Source organism: Flavobacterium sp. (assembly GCF_035299005.1).
In the GTDB taxonomy this organism is placed as follows: Bacteria; Bacteroidota; Bacteroidia; order Flavobacteriales; family Flavobacteriaceae; genus Flavobacterium.
Genome location: NZ_DATGXL010000015.1, coordinates 126,725 through 148,114, shown reverse-complemented (window position 1 = coordinate 148,114; position 21,390 = coordinate 126,725). Strand labels below are relative to the sequence as shown.

The following is a 21,390-nucleotide window of genomic DNA, read 5'->3' as shown; positions in this document are numbered from 1 at the left end:
AGTTAAAAGTACTACTATTTTTCGGAATAATTAAAATTTATAACTCAAAACCGCTCTAAAATTAAATGGCGTTCCTGGTGTAAAATGAATTTCGGTAACAGAAGCACTTTCACTTTGCAGTTGTGATTCGGTTTCAAATTGGGTTTCGTTCCATTTGGTATTAAAGATGTTTTCAATTAAAATTCCGGCAGTGAAATTTTTAAATGCATAATTCAAATTCAAATCGGAAACAAAATAACCTTTTGCAGTTAAGGAATAATCTTCATTCGCAGGTCTATCGCCTAAAAAACGACTTTTAAATGAACCCGAAAAGCGATTTTTAATTACACTTAAACTTCCCATAAAAGTATTTTTTGGTGCTAACGGAATATAATCATTTCCATTTTGTTCTTCTGTGCTTTTGGCATCAGTGAAGGTGTAATCTGCATTTAAGAACAACCAATCTGTAAACTGATAACGCAAACCAAAATCTATTCCTTTGCGAGCCGTTTTTTCACTTGGTTCTACAATTCCTGCATCGCCAACGTACACAAATTCTTGTTCCAAAAACAAATACCAAACTGCGGAATTGAAAATTAATTTGGGTGTTGGTTTCCATATAAACCCTAAGTCAGAACCATATGAAGCGGGTAATGTTTTTCGTCCACCATTAGCTACATTTACACGAGTATCGTTACTGTGAAAACCTTTTCCCGATTTTAAAAATAGTTGAAGTTTATTATTGTATTGATATAGAAAATTCAATTTTGGACTTAAAATTCCTTTGTTTACAGCTTTGTTAGAATAGGTTGGACTTAATTTATCATAATAATCAAATTTAAAATAATCATAACGAAGTCCAGCATTAACTATCAGTTTATCGAATTTGAATTCTGAATTTCCATAACCTGATAAATTCGTTTCATTAACATCGCCAAGCATAATGTTTTCCAATGTTGTAACTCGATTGGCAGTGTGAGAAAGTTCAATATCATCTACTTTATCTTGTCGTAAACCTATTCCTAATTGATAGTTAAAAGGTGTATTTTTGATAGAAGTGTGTTTGTCAAATTCTGAATTCAATCCGAAAGTAGTTCGTTTTTCTTTTTGTCTAATTTGGTCGCCATTGATAGGGTCTTCTAAGAAAAAAGTAAAGTTAGAATACAATTCGAAATCATATAATGAAACATATGCATTGGTTTTTAAACTTGAATTTTCAGACAATTGTTTATCGTGTTTGAAATTTATAATACTTCGACTTGTATTACCGCCTTCAGTATCATCTATAGCTCCAAATCTTCCAATTAATCCTTGATCAACAGCTCTTTGTGGAATTTGCCCTGAAGCATTCCATTTGCTATCAAAATGAAATACCGAAAAAGATAATTTCGAAGATTCGTTATACAATGTATATTTTGAAAAAAGATTGGTACGATTAAAATTTTGTGGAGAATCAAAGTAACTATCGGTTTGTAAATAGGAACCAGAAAAATACAAACTTTCTTTATCTGATGCTAATAAATTGAACATTCCTCGAATACGTTGTGTATTAAACTGTCCGATTTCTAATGCTATTTCATCGTGCTTGATTCGGTCTTTTGTGGTGAAATCAACATAACCTGCAGTGGCTAAATTTCCTTTATTGGCAAAACAAGAACCTTTGTCAAAATCGATATTATCAACAGTTTCGGGTTGCAAAAAGTGTAAATCTGCATACCCTTGACCATGTCCATGGGAAACCATATTTACAGGAACTCCGTCAACATTGATAGCAATATCGGTACCGTGATCAATGTCAAAACCGCGTAAAAAAATTTGCTCAGCTTTTCCTCCACCAGCATGTTGTCCTATGAATAAACCTGGAACAATTCGTAATAATTCTTGTGGAGAATTTACTGGATTTGTTTTTAAATCTATTTTTGAAATCTCCTGTAAATGATTTAATTCATTTGTGATGATAACTTCTTTTAGGCTTATTTCTTTTGCATTTAAACTATAAATCCCAGTTTCAATAATAATAGTTTTAATCTGTTCAAAATTTTTATGAGAAATACTAATACTGTCACCTATTTTTGAATTTTCTAAATTGAATTCGCCTTTATAATTAGAGTGAGCATGTGATTTGTTTTGTATGTTTTGAATGTAAGCATCAGAAATTGCAATTCCTTCCAAATTTATAATTTTCCCTTTAGAAGTTTGTGCTTGAACCAATGTTGATAAAACTACAAAAGTTAAGGTATAAAAGAATTTCATTTGTTTTTTGATTTAAAGAAGACAAAGATATTACTTGTTCCCTATTTTATAGTTAAATTTGGCAACAGAAATTTCCATTTACAAAAATCTGATGCACCATCATTTCCTTATTCATAAGCCTTATGGCTATTTATCGCAGTTCATTTATCAACTCAAACGCAATAAAAAATTGTTAGGTGAATTATACGATTTTCCTGAAAACACGATGGCAATTGGTCGTTTAGATGAAGATTCGGAAGGTTTACTTTTGTTAACCACCGACGGTATGATGAGCGAAATTGTCCGAAGCAAAAAAGTAGAAAAGGAATATTACGCCCAAGTTGATGGAATTATTACTGAAGAAGCTATTGAACTATTAAGAAAAGGAGTGGAAATTGGTTTACACGGCAAAAAATACAAAACCAAAAAATGTAAAGCATCCATTTTAGAAATGATTCCCAATTTAGGCGAACGCGGTAAAAAGATTCGAGACGATCGTCACGGTCCTACATCATGGGTTTCGATAACTTTAACCGAAGGAAAATTTCGACAAGTGCGTAAAATGACTTCAGCGGTTGGTTTTCCTACGTTGCGATTGGTTCGTGTGCGTGTAGGAAACATCTATTTGAATGATTTAAAAGCAGGTGAGGTTTTGGAGGTTAGTGGTTTTGATGTATAATTATTTGATTTTGAACTTACCAATAGTAGCATCAAAAGTAAGATGTTCGGTATCAAACAAGGTATTAAAAATTCCCGTTTGAATTAAATTACAAGGTTGGTCTTGCATTATTTGAGTTGGTGTAAACACAATCATTTCGTCACTCATTTGAATCGCTAAGTCGATGTCATGTGTAGAGTAGAGAATGGTTTTACCAGTTTCATGTGTGAGTTTTTGCAATAATTTTAGTAAAGTTGCTTTGTGAACCAAATCTAAATGCGTGGTGGGCTCGTCTAAAATAATAATCGAAGTATCTTGTGCTAAAGCTCGTGCAATCAATGCTATTTGCAACTGACCATCGCTAATTTCATCGTGTTTTTTATTAATCAAATGTTGAATTTCGGTTAATATGATAGCTTCTTCAACTTTGATTGTATCTTCTTGTGACAATGAACCTAACCAATTGGTGTAAGGTTGTCTTCCCAATGCAACAATTTCATAGATAGTTAAATTACTTGGTGGTAATTTTTCAGTTAAAACAATGCTTAATTCTTGAGCTAAATCAAGTGGTTTGTAACTTTGAAGTGATTTATTTAGTAAAGTAACATCACCTTGTAAAGGTTGAATGATTCCAGTAAGCGTTTTTAGTAAAGTAGATTTTCCAATTCCGTTTTCACCAATTAAGGCTATTAATTTTCCTTTTTCTAAACCAATATTGATGTGTTGCGCAATAGTAATCGTTTCCGATTTTGACTTATAGCCAATCGAAAGATTTGAGGTTTGTATGGTGAAATTTTGATTGCTCATGATTAAAAACGTTTCTTCCTAACTAACAGCCAAATCACAACCGGTGCTCCAATTACAGAAGTTATGGCATTAATTGGAAGTGTAATGTCATTTCCTGGAACTTGTGCAATTGTATCACAACACAACATAACAATCGCACCAAGCAGAAGCGTACTCCAAAATAACACAAAATGATTACTCGTTTGAAACAATAATTTCGCCATATGAGGAACTGCCAAACCTATGAAAGCAATCGGTCCAGCAAAAGCGGTGATACTTCCGGCTAAAATACTGGTGGCGATAATGATTAAAAAACGCGTTTTCTTGTAATTAATTCCGATACTTTGCGCGTATTTTTCTCCTAGTAATAAAGCATTTAGAGGTTTGATAACCATAAAACTAATTCCAATTCCGATGATAACAAACACGGATAAAAGCGAAATTTTATTCCAAGATAAATTTGAAATGCTTCCCATTGACCAAAAAGTGAATTTCTGCAATTTTTCAGCCGACGTAAAATACGATAAAACCGAAACGATAGCACTAGTAAAACTTCCAAACATTAATCCGACAATTAGAATAGCCATGGTGTCTTTTAATTTTTGGGAAACCAATAAAACCGCCATTAAAACTAAAAAACTACCTAAACTTGAGGCTAAAACCAACCCATAATTCGATAAGAAGAACGATGAGATAAAAGCAGGTAAAAATCCAGTTCCTAAAATGATGAAAGCCACTCCTAAACTCGCGCCCGAACTCAATCCCAAAACATATGGTCCAGCTAACGGATTTCTGAACAATGTTTGCATCAACAATCCGCTCATCGAAAGTCCAATTCCAACTAAAATTGCAGTAATGGCTTTTGGAAAACGGAAATTCCACAGAATAATTTCCCAACTTTCCTTACTCATTTTTTGAGACAAAAGCCCGTTAACCACTTCTTTTATCGGAATAGAAACGGAACCTAAGCTAATATTCACCAAAAACAAAAACACCATCGCTACAAGCAAAAGGATGAAAAGAAGGTTTTGTTTTTTTGTTAATGGCATGTGTTGAATTTTTGGCTAAATTACATCATTTAGAATATATTTTTGGGAACACAGATTAAAGAAATGAAAGAAATTTTAAAAATAACTTAAATGAACTTTAAATCAATTCTACTTTTTTTAAACTTCTATAACTTATATGTTTAAAAAGAAATGTGGTTATTTTAACTTCTCAAAAAAGAACAACTCATAATCCGGCAACACTTCAGGATGTAAAATCTTAACAATATCTTTTAAAACCAAATCAGGTCTATTTTGCGCCAATTCGTAATAAATTACGCCGCCTGTTTTTCCTTTTTTGGTACTAAATGAATATACGTTTTTGTTCTTAACCGCTTTGAAGTGAATGTAATTTGGATTGTTGTCTAAAATTTCTTGAATCGATGTAAATTGTCCTGGACCAATCCAAAAATCAGCATCTTTGGCCTTGTCTAAAACACTTTCGAATGATAAAGCTAGGCTTCCAGTTCCTTTAGAATCTTTCCATAAATAATATCCGTTGGCTTCTTCTAGGAAATAGGCTGCCCAACTATCGCCTTGTGGTAAAAACCATTGGTCTTCGTAGATAGCACCAGCAAAAATTGTTGGTTTAGTTTTAGTATTTTTAGCTAAAGCTAATACAGAATTGTATTCTTTCTCTATCGAATTGAAAATCTCAGTTGCTTTTTCGTCTAAATCATATAATGCACCAAAGAATTTAATCCATTCGGCTTTTCCCAAAGGTGTTTTTTCAGTCCAATCTCCGTTAAAGATGATTTTTTGACCGTTTTTTTCTAAATTTTTATAGGTTTTCAAATCGCCATCAACACTAAATCCCACAATTACATCGGGTTGAATGTCTAAAATGACTTCGGTGTTTAATCCTTGATTGGAACCTAAATCTCGTACTTTCCCAGCATCGATTAACGCTCTTGTTTTTTCTGATGAAACGTATTGTGTGGTTGGAAAACCAATTAATGTATTTTCTACACCTAATGATTCTAAAGCAGGAATATGTGTTGTTGATGTTACAATTACTTTTTTAATTGGTACTTCAATCGCAGTAAATTGTTGTAAACTATCTGGAATTTGAACGCCCTTTTTATGAAGCACATACGTGTAATTATCTTTAGCTTCAGGATACGCATTCGAAACTTTCACAACCGAAAAACCATCGTATTTTTCAATAGAAAATCCTTCCGCATGTTGAATGCTATTTTGTGTAGAAGTATTCAGATTTGCAGAACTTTCCGATTCTTTACATTGGATAAATCCTAAAAATAAAACGACTAAAATGAAATAGTGACGCATGAAATTGTTTTTTGCAAAAGTAGTTTTTTATTTTTTTGCCACGGATTATAAAGATTAAAAAGGATTTTATTTGTGATTCTTTGTAAAAAACTTCGTGTAACAAATAAGACATAAAGAAATTACCGAAACCACTAAATTTGCAATAAAAAATATGAGAACAGATTCTAACGCTTTCCTTTATGCAGTAGCAACTATTATTTTAGCACACTTTGTAATTGGCTTTATATGGTTGTGGCGTAAGATGAATAAGAAGAAGTAAAAAATGAGAGTTGGATGGTATCAAAGTCTCCCTAACTATAGATGTCCATCCAATTATTCTCTCAGTTTAGTATTTTTTTATACGTTTAGCCGTAAATTTCTGCTATTAATTTTTTGATTTTTACCGTTAAAGTTTTATATATTGATATGCTAGAATTATTTTTTAGTATCATTTCCTCAAGCTCTTTATTATTAATGGTTTCGAGTCTAATGTCAATTAAATCTCTCACTCTTATTAGATGATTTAATTTTTCTTTTTTCTCATTCATAGATGAATGCTTAATTATTTATTTATTCTGCTGTTGTTGGTTCTTTTAAAAGTTTAATTTTATATATGTTTTATTGAGTAAACACATAGCAGGCCCCGGAATTACTAGCACTATTGTTATGAACTGGATTTATGCCCAATCCGCTTCCGTCTTCAGCATCTGCCGTAACTGCAATTGTAGTTCCTGTTTCATTTATAGATACACAGTTGCCAAAATAATCTGAAGTGTCTGAATTAGCAGCTTTAATAAAGTATCCAAAACCCCAATTCCCAGCATTATTGTGGAATGTATAGGCGGCACCATTATCTGCGGCTAGATTATTACTAACTGGATTAATACAGCTTAAATTTGTGTCTTCAATTGGGGCACCTACTACAATATGGTCAGAATCTTTACTAATTGCAACTCCCCAGCCAAAATAGTCACTTCCTTGGCTATTAGCTTTTAAATATGCACTTTGCGACCAAGTAGTTCCAGTTCTTGAAAAAATATAAGCAGCTCCTGAATCTCCCCATAAATTGTTTTCAGCAGGATTAACTCCTGTTCCGTTTCCATCTTCAAAAGGAGCTCCTACAACAAGTTTATTTCCATCTCCACTCAAACTTACACTATATCCAAAGTAATCTGAACCTCCTGTATTACCAGCTTTTATGTATGCCTGTTGTGTCCAAGTTGTCCCTGTCCTTGAAAAAATGTAAGCAGCGCCTGAATCTCCAGCAGAATTATTGGATGAAGAGTTTATTCCTACGGTACTACTATCTTCTCTATTAGCTCCAGCTGCTAATGTATTTCCATCTGTACTTAATGCAACTGAAAAACCAAAGCGATCGTCGTAACCTCCATTGGAAGCTTTTATAGTAGCTTGTGATGTCCAAGTACTTCCTGATCGTGTAAAAACGTAGATTGCTCCTGAATCAACAGTCCCATTATTATCTGAAGGGTTAATAACATAATTAGATCCATCTTCTCTATAAGCACCGACCGCTACAGTGTTTCCATTTCCACTTACTGCAACACTAAAGCCAAACCAATCTGAACCGCCAGAATTTGTAGCCTTTAAATAGGCTTGTTGTGTCCAGGTAGTTCCACTACGAGAAAATACATAGGCTGCTCCAGCATCCCCAGTCGAATCATTACTTTGATTTCCGTTTACTCCAATGGCATTACTATCTTCTCTTGGAGCTCCTACAATAACAGTATTTCCATCGTTACTTATCGCTACAGCTGTACCGAAAACATCATCATAACCTGGATTGGAAGCTTTTAGGTAGGCTTGTTGAGTCCAAACACCTCCAATAGTTGATCTAGTAAATACATAAGCTGCACCTGCTTGTGTTAGTAAATTATTATCTGGTGGATTAATGCCACTTCCGCTTCCATCTTCACCAACACCACCAACGACTAATGTTAAACCATCAGCACTCATTTGCATAGCGTTTCCTGTATAATCCCAATTAATATAATACCCCCCAAACCAATCATCTGAGGAAGTATTTGATGGTTTAAGATAAGTGTAGTTATTATTAGGGGTGCCACAACTTAAAGTTGTATAGTTGGGAACGGTTGGAGGTAGGGCATAATTAACATCAAAGGTACAAGTAATGAAGGTAGTAGGAGTATTGCTAATAGTTACTGTATATGTGAAAAGCCCTGAAGTTAAAGGCGTACCAGTTGCTGTTAATGTCATGTTTTGAGCACCTAATACAGCTGCTGTGTATACTCCTGTAAATCGTACACCATTTTGAGTATTCGTTGAAATATTAAATGTACCAGTAGTACTAACAGTTAAATTTATAACTTTTGTATTTGTTCCTGTCATTGCTGTACCTGAAGTATATGTGCCGCTTAATGTGCCTGTACAAGAAATAGCGCTTGCTCTACCAGTTCCTGATTGTACAGGTATAGTAACTGAACAATTTGTAATGTTATTTATAGAAAAAATTAAAGTTGTATTACCTGACAATATTGGTGAACCAGTCACATTCATTGTTAAATTTGCGGGAGTTGTTCCTAAAGTGCCTTGTAATGGAGAAGAGAGAGATAGTCCATTATTTGAAGCAGTTGTAAAACCATATACGTTTCCACCTGTATAGTTAATGTTGTTTAAAGGAATAATTAAATCTCCATTGTTTAAAGTTTGACCTGTTGCTACAGTTCCAGTAATGGTTCCTTGTGTAGGACAAGTTGTAATGTTTGCTATACCATTTTGAACATTGATAATAACATTGCAGTAGGTATTTCCCATTTGAATTGTAACTAAATTACTACCTGTTGTAGTTGGAACCCCAGAGCCTTCTAATACAATGTTTTGAAATCCTAATGTAGTAAATGTTCCCGAATTGTTGAAAAACATTCCTGCTGATGAAGTGTTTATTGAATAAGTGCCAAGTTGAGTAACATTTACAGGTATAGTAATTGTGTTACTAGTACTAATAAGTGTGCTACCAGTTGTGTAAGTGCCTTGAACAGAAATACCGTTACAATCTGGAGAAAAAGAACCAGTTGTTGCAGCTTGATCACCACAGTTTGCTTTCCAGACTCCTAAAGTTAGGTTGTATACTTCTAAACATTGTGTATCTATATTGAAAATAATTAATCCTTGTGATGGTGATACAATTGCATCTCTTTCTATAGAGGTTAGTCTAGGTGCTAAAAAACCCGCATTTGAGGCCGTTACATCAAGAGCTGAAGATGAATGCGGTGTTACTGTTCCAATTCCAACTTGAGCATTAATTTTTAGGATAGTAAAAAAAATAAAGAACAATTTTAATAAAAGTTTTAGTCTCATAATTGTTTTGTTTTGGTTAGTTGAGACCAATTTATTTTTTTTAATCTAAAAACGCATTAAAAGCAACTACTCAAAACTACTCATGCGTATTAAAACTCATTTTTTATTAAAAAAGTTATATTTTTATAATAAACTCATGAATGTTTATATCCGTATTTAAATTTAATTTTCTCTTCAATCTATATTTTTTGCTTTCAACAGCTCTTACAGTTAAGTTTAAAATTTGTGCAATCTTCTTTGTGTCAAAATTTAATTTAATTAAAGAACAAAAATGAAGCTCAGAAAAATTTAATTCTGGATTTATGTTGACTAAAGTATTTTTAAAGTTAGGAAATAATATACAAAATTTATCAAAATATAAGGTAGAGTTTGTTTCTGCTAGTTTATAAATCTCATCGATTTCTTCTGTGTTTATATTGTTTATTATAAATTGTTTTTGCATTAAATTTAAATACTTACCTTCTAGTTCGTGCATATGTTCCTTAAGGGTTTCTTTTTCGCTATGGATTTTAAAAATATATTCATCCTTTCTGTATACTAAATGAAGATTAACAAATAATGCAATAAAGCTAACTAGTAAGTTAGTTATTTTCATAAAAGTTAAGTTTGACCTTTTATTTATTATTAATTCGCTTTTAATAATAAAATCAAGATCAATTAGTGTTGGGATACACATCAACAGTAATGTTAATATGATAATTGTTAAAACATATGGTTTATCTTCTTTTAGGTTGTATAAAAAAGGAATAGAACTAATAATAGGGAAATAATATAAATCAATATTAATTAATTGTCTAGTGTGAATAGAGAGAAAAGAAATAGAAAAAATTAAAATAAGATAAGCAATCAAAGAATATATATTTATATGTACTCCATATACATATGTTTTCTTTTTCAATGATAACATTAGAATAAAATAAAGAATCAAAAAAAGAAGAACTTTAGAAATTAGTATAAATCCATATTCAATTACATTAAATAGAAAGTGAGTAGTAAAAATGACAATTTGAAGAAGTATGTACTTATTTATAGATCTATAAACATAATTGTTACTTATGTTATTAGTTTTTTCATAATTATTTATTATTGAAAAAATAGGGTTTTTGAATAACATTTTACTTAGATGTTAAATTTAGTTTGTAAAATTATTTTCAGGGAGAAATTATTTAATGTTGGGAAATTTCAAAGATAGAAAAAGTGATATTATTTTTTATCATTTATTATTTTAAAAATTATGTACCTTTACCCTCGAATTTTGGTTGTTGTTTCTGAATTTTTCAAAACAACATTAAAAGGGAATTAGGTGTAAGACCTAAGCTGTACCCGCAACTGTAAGCTACAAAGCTTGTTATTATCTACATTACCATTGTTCGCCTTGGCGAATGAGAAGGTTGATAACAAGACGCAAGCCAGGAGACCTGCCACATTCATTGAGTAACAAACTTTCGGGAAAAAAAGTTTGAGTATGGGTAAATTCTGTGCTTTTCTCCCAATTTTATTAAATTTTTTATTAACCCTAAAAATGAACAAAAAGTTTATTAGCTTAAGTGTGTTTGCACTAGCTACTGCTTTTACGTATGCACAAGAGCAAGATACTATAAAAGCAACTAATTTGAAAGAGGTGGTCGTTTCTGACACTAAATTTGCACAAAGTAGAGAAAAATCAGGTAAAATTATTGAGGTTATCACAACTCAAGATTTGTCTAAAAAACAAGGACAATCACTTGCTAATGTATTGAGTCAAGTAGCGGGAGTTGAAATCAACGGAAATCAATCGTTTGGCGGTAAAAATTTAGGTTATTACATTCGTGGTGGTCGCAATCGTCAGACGGCTATTTATATTGATGGAATTCCAGTTTCTGATGCATCAGGTATTAATATTGAATATGATTTGCGTTTGATTCCAGTAGAACAAATTGAAAAAATTGAAGTAATGAAAGGCGCTTCGAGTACTTTGTATGGAACAGGAGCAGCAACTGGAGTTATCAATATTACGTTGAAAAAATCAGCTAAAAAAGAAATTTCGGGAAATGCGTACATCAATATGGGAACGCAAAACACTTCGGAGACTTCAAAAACAAGTCCACAAGATTTTAATCAAGGATTTTCGGTTAATGGAACGATTAATAAAGTTTCATACATGACTTCATTGAATAGTACAGAAACTAAAGGAATGTCTGAAGCAGCTGGAGAAAATTTTGAAGAGGATACGTTTTCTAGAGTTAATGTGCTCCAAAAAATCGGTTTCAGGGTGAATGAGAAATTGAATTTTGATTTTTTTGGAAATTATGATCGAATTAAGAATACATTTGATAATTCATTTGATGGCAATACTGCTAATTCTGATGATTTGAATAACAATAGTTTTTCCGAACAATTTAGAATCGGATTCTTGCCAAAATACAAATATGCTAAAGGAGAGTTTGCAATTAATACAGGTGCTACAACAATAGATAGAATTATTAATATTTCAAACTCATGGTCTGGAACTATAGATGTTTATAATTACACAGGAAGAACTGTTTCTGTTGATGCATTTAATAAATATAAATTTAGTAATCATTTGTTTGCAGTCATAGGAACACAATATCAATATGTAGACATGACTCAAAAAGATGCTTATACGGATGTGGCAAGAGAAGGAGCTAAGTTTAATTTAATTGACCCATATATTACTGTTGTTTTTAATTCTGAATTTGGCTTAAACATCAATGCCGGAGCAAGATTTAACACACATAGTGAATATGGAAATCAAATAGTTTATAACTTCAATCCAAGTTTTTCTTTGGAGAATTTACCTTTGAAATTTTTAGCTTCATATAGTACAGCTTTCATTACTCCAAGTTTATATCAGTTATATGGGCCATATGGAAATTTAGATTTAACTCCAGAAGAAAATGCTATGTCAGAATTTGGTTTTGAATCACAATTATTAGATAAGAAGTTGACAATTAATGCAGTCGGTTTTTATCGTAAAGAAGAAAACACTATTGGATTCTATTATAATTCTGCTACGTTTGAATCATACTATATCAATACAAATGGAACTTATAATGCAAAAGGAATTGAAGCAAGTGCAAGATTTGCTTTGTCTGAAAAATTCAATATTGGCGGGAATTATACTTTTACGCAAGTTGAAGAGCAATTAAACCGCTTGATTCCAAAACACAAAGGAAATATCGATTTGAATTATCAGTTTAAAAAAGGAACTTTTGGATTAACGTATCAATATGTAAATCAACGTTCTGATGCTTATTATGATTCTAATATATGGGCAACTGCTGCAGTTGAATTACCAGCTTATCAGTTGCTTAATTCAAATATATCTTATGATTTATTACCTAATCGCTTAAAAATATTCGGAGCAGTGAATAATATTTTTAATGATGACTTTCAGGAACTAATCGGCTACAATTCGCGAGGAAGAAATTTTAAATTAGGTTTAAATTTTTTGTTTTAATAAAGTTAATTAATTGATTTTTAAAGGTTTTGGTAATTATTTATCAAAACCTTTTTTTTATTTGTAACAAAATTGATTTACATTCGTCTTCATTATAAACCAACCCATTACAATGAATCAAAACGAGTTTGTACATATTATAACTCCTTTTAAAGACAAGTTGTTTCGTTTAGCTAAACGAATGCTTGTAAGTACAGAGGAAGCTGAAGATGCTACACAAGAAGTATTGGTGCGGTTATGGAATAAAAATAGTTCTTTGGAACAGTATAATAGTGTTGAAGCTCTGGCAATGACAATGACAAAAAATTATTGTTTGGACCAATTAAAGAGTAAAAGAGCTACTAATTTGCAAATTGTACACAATAATTATCAAGATAAGCAAGCAAGTGTAGAAACACAAATTGAGCATCAAAACACGTTGCATTGGGCAGAAAAATTAATTAATGATTTACCCGAACAACAACGTTTGATACTACAACTAAGAGAAATTGAAGAATACGAATTTTCGGATATTGCTCAAGTCTTAGAAATGAATGAAACAGCGGTTCGAGTAGCTTTATCAAGAGCTAGAAAAACCTTGAGAGAACAAATAGAAAAAACACATAATTATGGAATCCATGTTAGTTGAACAACTAGTAGAAAAATATTTTCAAGGAGAAACCACTATAGCCGAAGAAAAACAATTAAAGGCCTATTTTTCTTCGAGTGATGTAGCACCACATTTGGTAAAATATCAATCGCTATTTGGTTACTTTGAAACACAAAAAGCAACACAATTTGAGCAAAAACTTCCATTACAACCTAGAAAACAAAGTACTGTAAAATGGATTGGAATTGCTGCAAGCTTTGTGATACTTTTTGGATTGGCTACTTTCTTTTTATATCCAACAGAACCTAATAAAGAAGATTTGGGAACTTTTGACAATCCAGAAGAAGCCTATGTGGAAACACAAAAAGCATTGCTAATGGTTTCAGAACAAGTAAACTTTGGCATGGAAAGTGTATCTCATTTAAAAGAATACGAAAAAACAAAAAAAACAATTTTTAAATAATAAAAAACATGAAAAATTTAGTAGTAGTTATAGCATTTTTAATGTCATCAGCAGTATCATTTGCTCAAAATGCTTTTGATAAATTTGAAGATAAAGAAGGAGTAACGTCTGTTGTAGTAAACAAAAAGATGTTTGAAATGATGAGTAAAGTAAAAGTTGATGCAAAGGATAAAGAAACGCAACAATACTTAAATTTACTAAAGAAATTAGATAATTTAAGAGTATTTACAACAAGTAGTACAAAAGTAGGGGCTGAAATGAAAGCAACTGTAAACAGCTATTTAAAATCAAATCCCTTAGAAGAATTGATGCGTGTAAATAATGAGGGTAAAAACGTAAAAATTTATGTGAAATCAGGAGCTAATGAAAACATTGTAAAAGAGCTTTTAATGTTTATTGAAGGAGCAAATGTAAAGGATGCTAATACAATTGTTTTATCACTAACAGGAAATTTTAGTTTAGATGAAATTTCAATGTTAACTGAAAAAATGAGCTTACCAGGTGGAGATGATCTAAAAAAAGCTTCAAATAAATAATTATGAAAAAGTTATTCGCAATAATAATCTCAGGTATTCTTTTATACAGTTGTGAATCTAAACCTACTTTGCAAAAGTATTTTGTAAAAAACACAGAATCTTCAAACTTTGTTTCTGTTGATTTGGCTCCAAGTATCATTAATACAGAAAAAGTTACCTTAACTGCAGCTGAAAAAGAAGCGTTAGAATCGTTTGAAAAAATGAATATTTTAGCTTTCAAAACAGATTCTAATGATGTTGCTAATTATGATAAGGAGATCAAAGAGGTAAAGTCGCTTTTAAAAGATGAAACCTATCAACAGTTGATGAAAGTAGGGTCAGGAAATGACGGAGCAGCAGTTTATTTTGTAGGAGAAGATGAGCACATTGATGAATTCGTCTTACTTGCAAGTAAAAAAGAAAATGGTTTTGCAGTTGTGAGAGTTTTGGGTAATGATATGAATCCAACTCATATTTTGAATATGTTGAGTTTGCTTAAAAAATCAGATATGAATTTAGAACAACTCAAACCACTACAAGAGTTGATGAAGAAATAATAAAATCCCGCTACAGCGGGATTTTTTAGTTTTTATAATATTTGAAAGGAACAATTAGCATTCCGAAACATTCTCCATGTTCTTTACCAATATGTTTGTGGTGCATTTTATGTGCTCTTCTAACAGCTCTTGCATAGCGATTGTTTGCGTTTCTAAACAATTTAAAACGTTGGTGAATGAAAATATCATGGACTAAAAAATAAGCGATTCCATAAGCAAGAATGCCTAACCCAATTGCTAATCCAAGTTCAAAAATTTCATATTTCCAAAGTAAAAAACAACCAATACTTACAACGGCATAAAATATAAAGAAAGCATCATTTCTTTCAAACCAGGAATCATGGTCTTTTTTATGATGATCGGCATGTAAAACCCATAAAAAACCATGCATAATGTATTTATGACTAAACCATGCCATAAACTCCATGAAGAAAAATGTTGCAAAAAAAACTAAGATATGTATCCACATAATATTTTTTGATTAAATAATGTTTAATTTATAATTCAAATAGCATTTTGCTAATAATCCCACTTTTTCATGATCAGGAACACGAATCCGTGTGTTTTTAATCTCTAACGATGGCGTTTTCTTTAATTTGCTCAATAGTTTCTTGTAGTAAATATAAGCAGTATAAACGCCAAATTTTGCTTCTAAAGGCAATTTTTGTATACCTTCAAATCCGGCATCAAAATCAGCTTGAATTTCTGCAATAATTTGTTGTTTAGAAGTTTCATCTAGTCTTGATAAATCTGTATTTGGGAAATAAGTTCTGCTTAAGTCTTCAAAATCAGCTTTTAAATCTCTCAAAAAATTTACTTTTTGAAAGGCAGAACCCAATCGCATGGCGCTATGCTTTAATTCTTCATATTTTTCAATATTTCCATTTACAAAAACTTTCAAACACATAAGACCTACAACATCTGCAGAACCATAAATATATTCGTTGTATTCTTCAACAGTTGTGTATTTCGTTTTTGATAAGTCTAATTTCATACTTTTCATAAAAGCAGCAATTAGTTCATTCGGAATATTGTATTTGTTAACCGTATGTTGAAACGAATTCAGAATTGGATTTAGGCTTATTTTTTGTGAAAGCGCTAATTCTAAATCATTTTCAAATTGTGCAAACAAAAGTTCTTTGTCATAATCGTGAAAAGTATCTACGATTTCATCAGCAAAACGAACAAAGCCATAGATATTATAAATATCTTGTCTAATGGATGGTGCTAACATCTTAACTGCAGAAGAAAATGAAGTGCTGTATGCTTTTGTAACTTTCATGCTACAATCAAACGAAACATTGTCAAAAATTGATTTCATATTATTGATACTTTTCTATTAAATCTGAAACTAATTTACCTGAAATTAATGCAGGAGGAACTCCTGGACCCGGAACAGTTAATTGACCAGTAAAATATAAGTTCTTAACTTTTTTACTTTTCAATTTAGGTCTTAAAAAAGCAGTTTGCAGTAAAGTATTTGCCATACCATACGCATTCCCTTTATACGAATTATATTCTTTAATAAAGTCACTTACGCAAAACGACTCTTTGAAGATAATGCTGTTTTTTACTTCTTGTTTTGTTAAGTATTCAAAGCGAGTAATTATTTTTTCAAAATAGAGTTCTCGCAATTCATTTGTATCTTCTATGCCTGGAGCTAATGGGATTAAAAATATTCCAGCTTCTTTACCATTTGGTGCTGAGTTTGTGTCAGTTTTTGATGGAAAACTAGCATAGAAAAGTGGCTCTTCTGGCCATTTAGGATTATCATAAATAGCTTCAGCATGTATATCAAAATCAACATCAAAAAATAAGGAATGATGTTCTACATTTTCTATTTTTTTTTCAAATCCTACATAAAATAAGAGTGATGATGGCGCAAATGTTTTATTTGACCAATATTTTTCTGAGTATTGACGATGATTTTCATCTAACAATGTTTCAGAATGGTGATAATCGGCTCCACTTAAAATTACATCAGCAGTAACTATTTTATTGTTAACCAATATTCCAGTAGCTTTTCCGTTAATCACATCAATTTTTTCAACATTGGCATTGGTTTCAATTTTTACGCCCAATTCTTTTGCCAAAGTTTCAATCGCTAAAATAACTGAATACATTCCATTTTTTGGATGCCACGTACCTAAACCAAAATCGGCATAGTTCATGAAGTTATAAAAAGAGGGTGTATCGCTTGGTTTTGCTCCTAGAAATAATACTGGAAATTCTAATATTTGGATTAATTTGGTGTTCTTGAATCGTTTTCTAACATCTTTTGAAATATTACTAAAAAACTGGTTTACTTTTTTTGCTGTTTCTAGCGTAATTAATTCCAATGCTGATTCACCTGGACGATAAACTAAATCTTTAATTGCAATATCATAGTTGCTTTTGGCTTCTGCCATGAATTGCTCCAATTGTTTTCCACTTCCTTTTTCGACAGATTCAAATGCTTTTACAATTTCTGGTAAATTATCGGCTATGGTTATAAAATCTAGTTGTCCAAAGTAGACTTGATAAGCAGGTGATAATTTTATCAATTCGTAATAATCAGATGGTTTTTTGTTAAAATCTGCAAAAAAACGTTCAAAAACATCAGGCATCCAATACCATGTGGGGCCAATATCAAAAACAAAACCTTCCTTCTTTAATTGACGAGCTCTTCCTCCGATAGTTTCATTTTTTTCATAGATAGTTACTTCATTTCCAGCCTTAGCTAAATAACATGCAGCTGCTAATGAAGAAAATCCCGAACCAATAATTGCAATTTTTTTACTCACGGTATTATTTTTGTTTAACAAATGTAGTAAAAAAATTAAACAAAAACAATAAAGATTATAATTTACTAGTTACTTCTTCTATGCTTTTAAATATCTTTATAGTAGAAGGTAAGGTTTTTTGGTCGATATATTCAGTCATCCTGCCTAGTAGAAATGCTTCGTGGTTAGTTCCATCAATAATTTTAGAGTTAAACATTTTTACATATTCGTTAATGTTTTCCAAATTTGGTTCTACTGTGAAATAACTAATAAACGTAATTTTATCAAAATATGTTTTCAAATCGATTAGACTTTCAATAGGAATATTTTCGCCAAGATAAATGGTTTGGTAACCATTATTTAAAATCTCATAGTTCAAATACATTAGGCCTAGTTCGTGTATTTCATTTGAAGGTAAAAAAAGCACAAATAGTTTATCATTTTTTGTTGGTGCTTTGGTTTGAACTTTTTCAGTATTACTCAATACTTTTTGTTTGATGAGGTAAGAAATAAAATGTTCATGAGCAGGGCTTATAGTTTCGGTTTGCCATAAAAAACCTAATTCCTGCATTAATGGAATAAAAACTGTATAGAAAACTTCTTCAAAAGATTTTTCATTCAATAGGTTGTTATATGTGTTAAAAAAAAGCGATTGGTCAAAATTCATCATAGCAATTTTGAATGTGCTTATCGCATGATTTTTTGCACTTTTTTCAGAAATTATGTCGCTAGCTAGTTTAAAAATTTCTTCTTGTGATAAGGTTGAAATTTTTGAAATTTTATATCCGTAATTGTGTATTAAAACTATGTTTAAAAGCTTTTGTAAGCTTTTAATATCATAAGAACGAATGTTTGTATCAGAGCGCATAGGTTCTAAAATATTGTATCTTTTTTCCCAAATTCTAATAGTATGTGCTTTAATACCTGATAAATTTTCTAAATCTTTGATACTAAATACATTTTTTACATTGTTCATTTTATATTTTTTTGTTTAACAAATATAGTAAAAAAATAAACAAATTTATTAATAATGAAAATATTCAAAAATATTTTATTATGAAAAAAAATACCACCCTATTTTAAGGTGGTACATTTTTAAAGTTATTTAGTTTAAAAGATTAGTCTTTGTTTTTATAAAGCCATTACTATTTCTGCAAGTTTATCTTTAGTTACTGGTTTAATAATAAAGTCTGTAACCGAGCTAATTTCTTTAGCTTTAGTTATATCATGAGGTGAAATAGAAGAGGAACAAATATAAATTAAGATTTTCTCTGTTTTTTCTGTTTTTAGAGATGTAAATTCATCTAAAAATTGCCATCCATCCATAATTGGCATGGAAAGATCTAAAAATATTACTTCTGGTAATTGATAATTATTGTTTAAATTATCTTTTAGATAGTTCAATGCGTCTAATCCATTATTAAAAACTTTAATTTCTTTAACATGATTAGTTTGTTCAATTATTCTCTGTGTAATGAAGACAAAAGTATCATCATCATCTACAAGTGCTAAAATTTCAATTTGCTTCATATGATTTGAATTTAATATAAAAAGTACTTCCAACATTTGGAATACTATCTACCCATATTTTCCCTCCCATAGCTTCAACTTGCGTTTTAGTCATGAATAGTCCAAAACCACGGGCATCAGGATGTTTGTGAAAAACTTTACGAATCTTAAATAAGTTGTCTTTATGAAGATTTAAGTCTATACCTAAACCATTATCGGTTACAGATAGTATAACACCATCTTCGTCATTAATTGTTTTTATTTCAATAGATAAAATTCTATCTGTTGATTTGTATTTTAAAGCGTTACTTATTAAATTTGTTAAAATACTCTCAATATATAGTTGTGGATAAAATATTGAAGTTGCTTCTTCAAAATTGACTTTTATTTCAACATTATATTCACAAATTTGTGCTTTAAAGCCTATTAAAACTTTATCTATAGTATCCTTTAAATCAATTATCGAGGACTCAACTTCTGCATCTTGTCTAACTTGTAATGATTCTACTAATTCGTCAAGTATACTATTTAAATGATTTACAACAGGTTGTACTTTGTTAAATACTTCGGTTCTCTCTGCATCATCATCACAAGATTCCATATAATCTAACAACATTGAAATATTTACTAATGGCGCTCTAAGGTTATGAGAAACAATGTTGCAAAAATCAACTAACTGTTTGTTTTGATGTTCAGCATTAATTAGCATTTTTGCAATTTTTTCTTCACCTCTTTTCCGTTCTGTAATATCAGATCTTATAGCAACATATTGGTATGGTTTTCCTTGTTCATTTAAAAAAGGTACAATAGTTGTATCAACCCAATACGGAGTTCCATCTTTAGATCTATTTTTTATTTCACCTTTCCATACATTTCCTTTGGCAATTGTACCCCATAATTCTTTGATGAATTCTTTTGGATGATAAGACGAATTAATAATTCGATGGTCTTGACCTAATAATTCCTCTCTACTATATTTTGAAATTTTACAAAAATTATCGTTTACATGAGTAATAATACCTTTTTGATTTGTAATTGCCACAATAGAAGATTCGTCAAGAGCATATTTATAGTCTGATATTTCTTTTATTTTTTTTAATAATTCCTCTTCTTCTATTTCTTTATTGCTCATACCACTAATAATATAAAAATAGTTGTTTAAATATGTCTATTGCTGTAAATCATTTTCTGTCTTTTTTTTAAATAAGGGGGTATTTCAAATTTACATATTTTTTTTACATAAAATATGACTTCAGTGTTAAATTTTTAAAGAATCTTGTATTTTATCGATTTAGATTTACATAAAAAATGATTTTTGGATAAAAAATATGATTTTTATGCAAATAAAATCAGTTGTAAAGCGTTAGTTATTAGTAGCTTGTGTAAAATAGTGTGTGTTTGGCTGATTTTTTATTTTCTGTATAAAAAAAATGATTAATAAAGGATATTAATATCTTCTTTATGATTGCAATCATACTATAAAAACACTAATGTTCTGAAATTTGTATTAATAAATTTAGATAACTGTATACTTGATTGTACAAATTTACATGTCAATTATTTAGTCTTACTTTGTTTAAATTGTTCAATTTCTTTATTTTGATTTACTCTTTGGCTATTGCTCCCCAAGTATATAGTAAATCTAAATCTATTTGCATAGTTTAAAATGTCTGTTTTAAGTTGAATTAGCAGTTGTTTTAAGCTAGTTCATCTTACTAGTACAAAAGTAATTTTTATAAAAACACTAAAAATATGACCCTAATCATATAAAAAGTGTATTTTCTTGTAGTAAATTTGCTGCATGAAAAAAGTAATAATTATAATAACATTTATAATTTTTCTAAAACCAATTTTTCCGGTTATAGATTATGTTGTTAATTATGATTATATTTCTAAAGAGCTTTGTGAAAATAAAGCAAAACCAGAATTAAAATGTAATGGTAAATGTCAGTTGATGAAAGAACTAGCGAAAGCATCTGAAGACGAAAAACCAATTAATTCTGATAAAAAAGAGAATTCAAAACATGAAATAGAAGTTTTGTTTTTTCAAGAAATTAAAACTTTAACCATAAGACAAATTTATTTTCACAATAAAACTTTTGTTAGGGACAATTATGCCAATCTATACTTTCATATGGTGAGTTGTTCCGTTTTTCATCCACCTACTTTTATTGCTTAATTTTTATATAGTCAATTCATTATTAATAAATTGACTGGATTATTACGTCA

20 protein-coding genes and 1 riboswitch are annotated in these 21,390 nt (G+C 30.5%); of the genes, 7 read left to right on the top strand and 13 right to left on the bottom strand.

What is annotated here, in order from left to right; genetic code table 11:
- Nucleotides 1-30: 30 nt before the first annotated feature.
- Complete coding sequence (locus tag VK164_RS12260) at nt 31-2,232, bottom strand: TonB-dependent receptor (RefSeq protein WP_324209629.1); 2,202 nt, start codon at nt 2,230-2,232, stop codon at nt 31-33.
- A 91-nt stretch (nt 2,233-2,323) separates the two neighbouring features.
- On the opposite strand from VK164_RS12260, the gene VK164_RS12255 reads away from it, so the two are divergent.
- Nucleotides 2,324-2,890 (top strand): pseudouridine synthase, encoded by a 567-nt coding sequence (locus tag VK164_RS12255; RefSeq protein WP_324209736.1) that lies wholly within the window; start codon nt 2,324-2,326, stop codon nt 2,888-2,890.
- Here VK164_RS12255 and VK164_RS12250 read toward each other — a convergent pair whose 3' ends face one another.
- The 6 genes from VK164_RS12250 to VK164_RS12225 form a co-directional block, all read right to left on the bottom strand.
- Complete coding sequence (locus VK164_RS12250) at nt 2,891-3,676, bottom strand: ABC transporter ATP-binding protein (RefSeq protein WP_324209628.1); 786 nt, start codon at nt 3,674-3,676, stop codon at nt 2,891-2,893.
- Nucleotides 3,677-3,678: 2 nt separating this feature from the next.
- Nucleotides 3,679-4,704, bottom strand: a complete 1,026-nt coding sequence (locus VK164_RS12245; RefSeq protein WP_324209627.1) for an iron ABC transporter permease — start codon at nt 4,702-4,704, stop codon at nt 3,679-3,681.
- A gap of 156 nt (nt 4,705-4,860) precedes the next feature.
- Entirely contained in the window at nt 4,861-5,991 is a 1,131-nt protein-coding gene (locus tag VK164_RS12240; RefSeq protein WP_324209626.1) for an ABC transporter substrate-binding protein, read from the bottom strand.
- A gap of 344 nt (nt 5,992-6,335) precedes the next feature.
- Entirely contained in the window at nt 6,336-6,518 is a 183-nt protein-coding gene (locus tag VK164_RS12235) for a hypothetical protein (protein ID WP_324209625.1), read from the bottom strand.
- Between the two features lie 70 nt (nt 6,519-6,588).
- The gene (locus tag VK164_RS12230; RefSeq protein ID WP_324209624.1) at nt 6,589-9,306 is read right to left on the bottom strand and encodes an FG-GAP repeat protein; all 2,718 of its coding nucleotides are present in this window, start codon (nt 9,304-9,306) and stop codon (nt 6,589-6,591) included.
- A 115-nt stretch (nt 9,307-9,421) separates the two neighbouring features.
- Complete coding sequence (locus tag VK164_RS12225) at nt 9,422-10,204, bottom strand: hypothetical protein (protein WP_324209623.1); 783 nt, start codon at nt 10,202-10,204, stop codon at nt 9,422-9,424.
- 341 nt (nt 10,205-10,545) lie between these two features.
- Nucleotides 10,546-10,746: riboswitch (cobalamin riboswitch) on the top strand.
- An 82-nt stretch (nt 10,747-10,828) separates the two neighbouring features.
- Between VK164_RS12225 and VK164_RS12220 the strand changes: the two genes are divergently transcribed.
- The 5 genes from VK164_RS12220 to VK164_RS12200 all read left to right on the top strand — a co-directional run bounded on the left by VK164_RS12220 (nt 10,829) and on the right by VK164_RS12200 (nt 14,890).
- Nucleotides 10,829-12,766 carry a TonB-dependent receptor plug domain-containing protein gene (locus VK164_RS12220; protein WP_324209622.1) on the top strand — a complete coding sequence of 646 codons (1,938 nt, stop codon included), beginning with the start codon at nt 10,829-10,831 and terminating at the stop codon, nt 12,764-12,766.
- Between the two features lie 112 nt (nt 12,767-12,878).
- Complete coding sequence (locus tag VK164_RS12215) at nt 12,879-13,394, top strand: sigma-70 family RNA polymerase sigma factor (RefSeq protein ID WP_324209621.1); 516 nt, start codon at nt 12,879-12,881, stop codon at nt 13,392-13,394.
- Nucleotides 13,375-13,818, top strand: coding sequence for a hypothetical protein (locus VK164_RS12210; protein ID WP_324209620.1), 444 nt, complete (start codon nt 13,375-13,377; stop codon nt 13,816-13,818). The genes VK164_RS12215 and VK164_RS12210 overlap by 20 nt, the downstream gene beginning before the upstream one ends.
- A gap of 8 nt (nt 13,819-13,826) precedes the next feature.
- Nucleotides 13,827-14,354, top strand: coding sequence for a DUF4252 domain-containing protein (locus VK164_RS12205; protein WP_324209619.1), 528 nt, complete (start codon nt 13,827-13,829; stop codon nt 14,352-14,354).
- Nucleotides 14,355-14,356: 2 nt separating this feature from the next.
- Nucleotides 14,357-14,890, top strand: a complete 534-nt coding sequence (locus VK164_RS12200) for a DUF4252 domain-containing protein (protein WP_324209618.1) — start codon at nt 14,357-14,359, stop codon at nt 14,888-14,890.
- A 25-nt stretch (nt 14,891-14,915) separates the two neighbouring features.
- Here VK164_RS12200 and VK164_RS12195 read toward each other — a convergent pair whose 3' ends face one another.
- From VK164_RS12195 to VK164_RS12170, 6 genes are all read right to left on the bottom strand, one after another.
- Nucleotides 14,916-15,359, bottom strand: a complete 444-nt coding sequence (locus VK164_RS12195) for a beta-carotene hydroxylase (protein ID WP_324209617.1) — start codon at nt 15,357-15,359, stop codon at nt 14,916-14,918.
- 12 nt (nt 15,360-15,371) lie between these two features.
- Nucleotides 15,372-16,211 (bottom strand): phytoene/squalene synthase family protein, encoded by an 840-nt coding sequence (locus tag VK164_RS12190; protein WP_324209616.1) that lies wholly within the window; start codon nt 16,209-16,211, stop codon nt 15,372-15,374.
- A gap of 1 nt (nt 16,212) precedes the next feature.
- On the bottom strand, nt 16,213-17,673 hold the full coding sequence (locus VK164_RS12185) for a phytoene desaturase family protein (protein ID WP_324209615.1): 1,461 nt from the start codon (nt 17,671-17,673) through the stop codon (nt 16,213-16,215).
- A gap of 55 nt (nt 17,674-17,728) precedes the next feature.
- Nucleotides 17,729-18,628: a MerR family transcriptional regulator gene (locus VK164_RS12180; protein WP_324209614.1), complete on the bottom strand. Its 900-nt coding sequence runs from the start codon at nt 18,626-18,628 to the stop codon at nt 17,729-17,731.
- 155 nt (nt 18,629-18,783) lie between these two features.
- A complete protein-coding gene (locus tag VK164_RS12175; protein ID WP_324209613.1) occupies nt 18,784-19,182 on the bottom strand; it encodes a response regulator in 399 nt (132 codons plus the stop codon).
- Nucleotides 19,169-20,293, bottom strand: a complete 1,125-nt coding sequence (locus tag VK164_RS12170; protein WP_324209612.1) for a PAS domain-containing sensor histidine kinase — start codon at nt 20,291-20,293, stop codon at nt 19,169-19,171. The genes VK164_RS12175 and VK164_RS12170 overlap by 14 nt, the downstream gene beginning before the upstream one ends.
- 669 nt (nt 20,294-20,962) lie before the next feature.
- Between VK164_RS12170 and VK164_RS12165 the strand changes: the two genes are divergently transcribed.
- Nucleotides 20,963-21,340, top strand: a complete 378-nt coding sequence (locus VK164_RS12165) for a hypothetical protein (RefSeq protein WP_324209611.1) — start codon at nt 20,963-20,965, stop codon at nt 21,338-21,340.
- Nucleotides 21,341-21,390 lie beyond the last annotated feature (50 nt).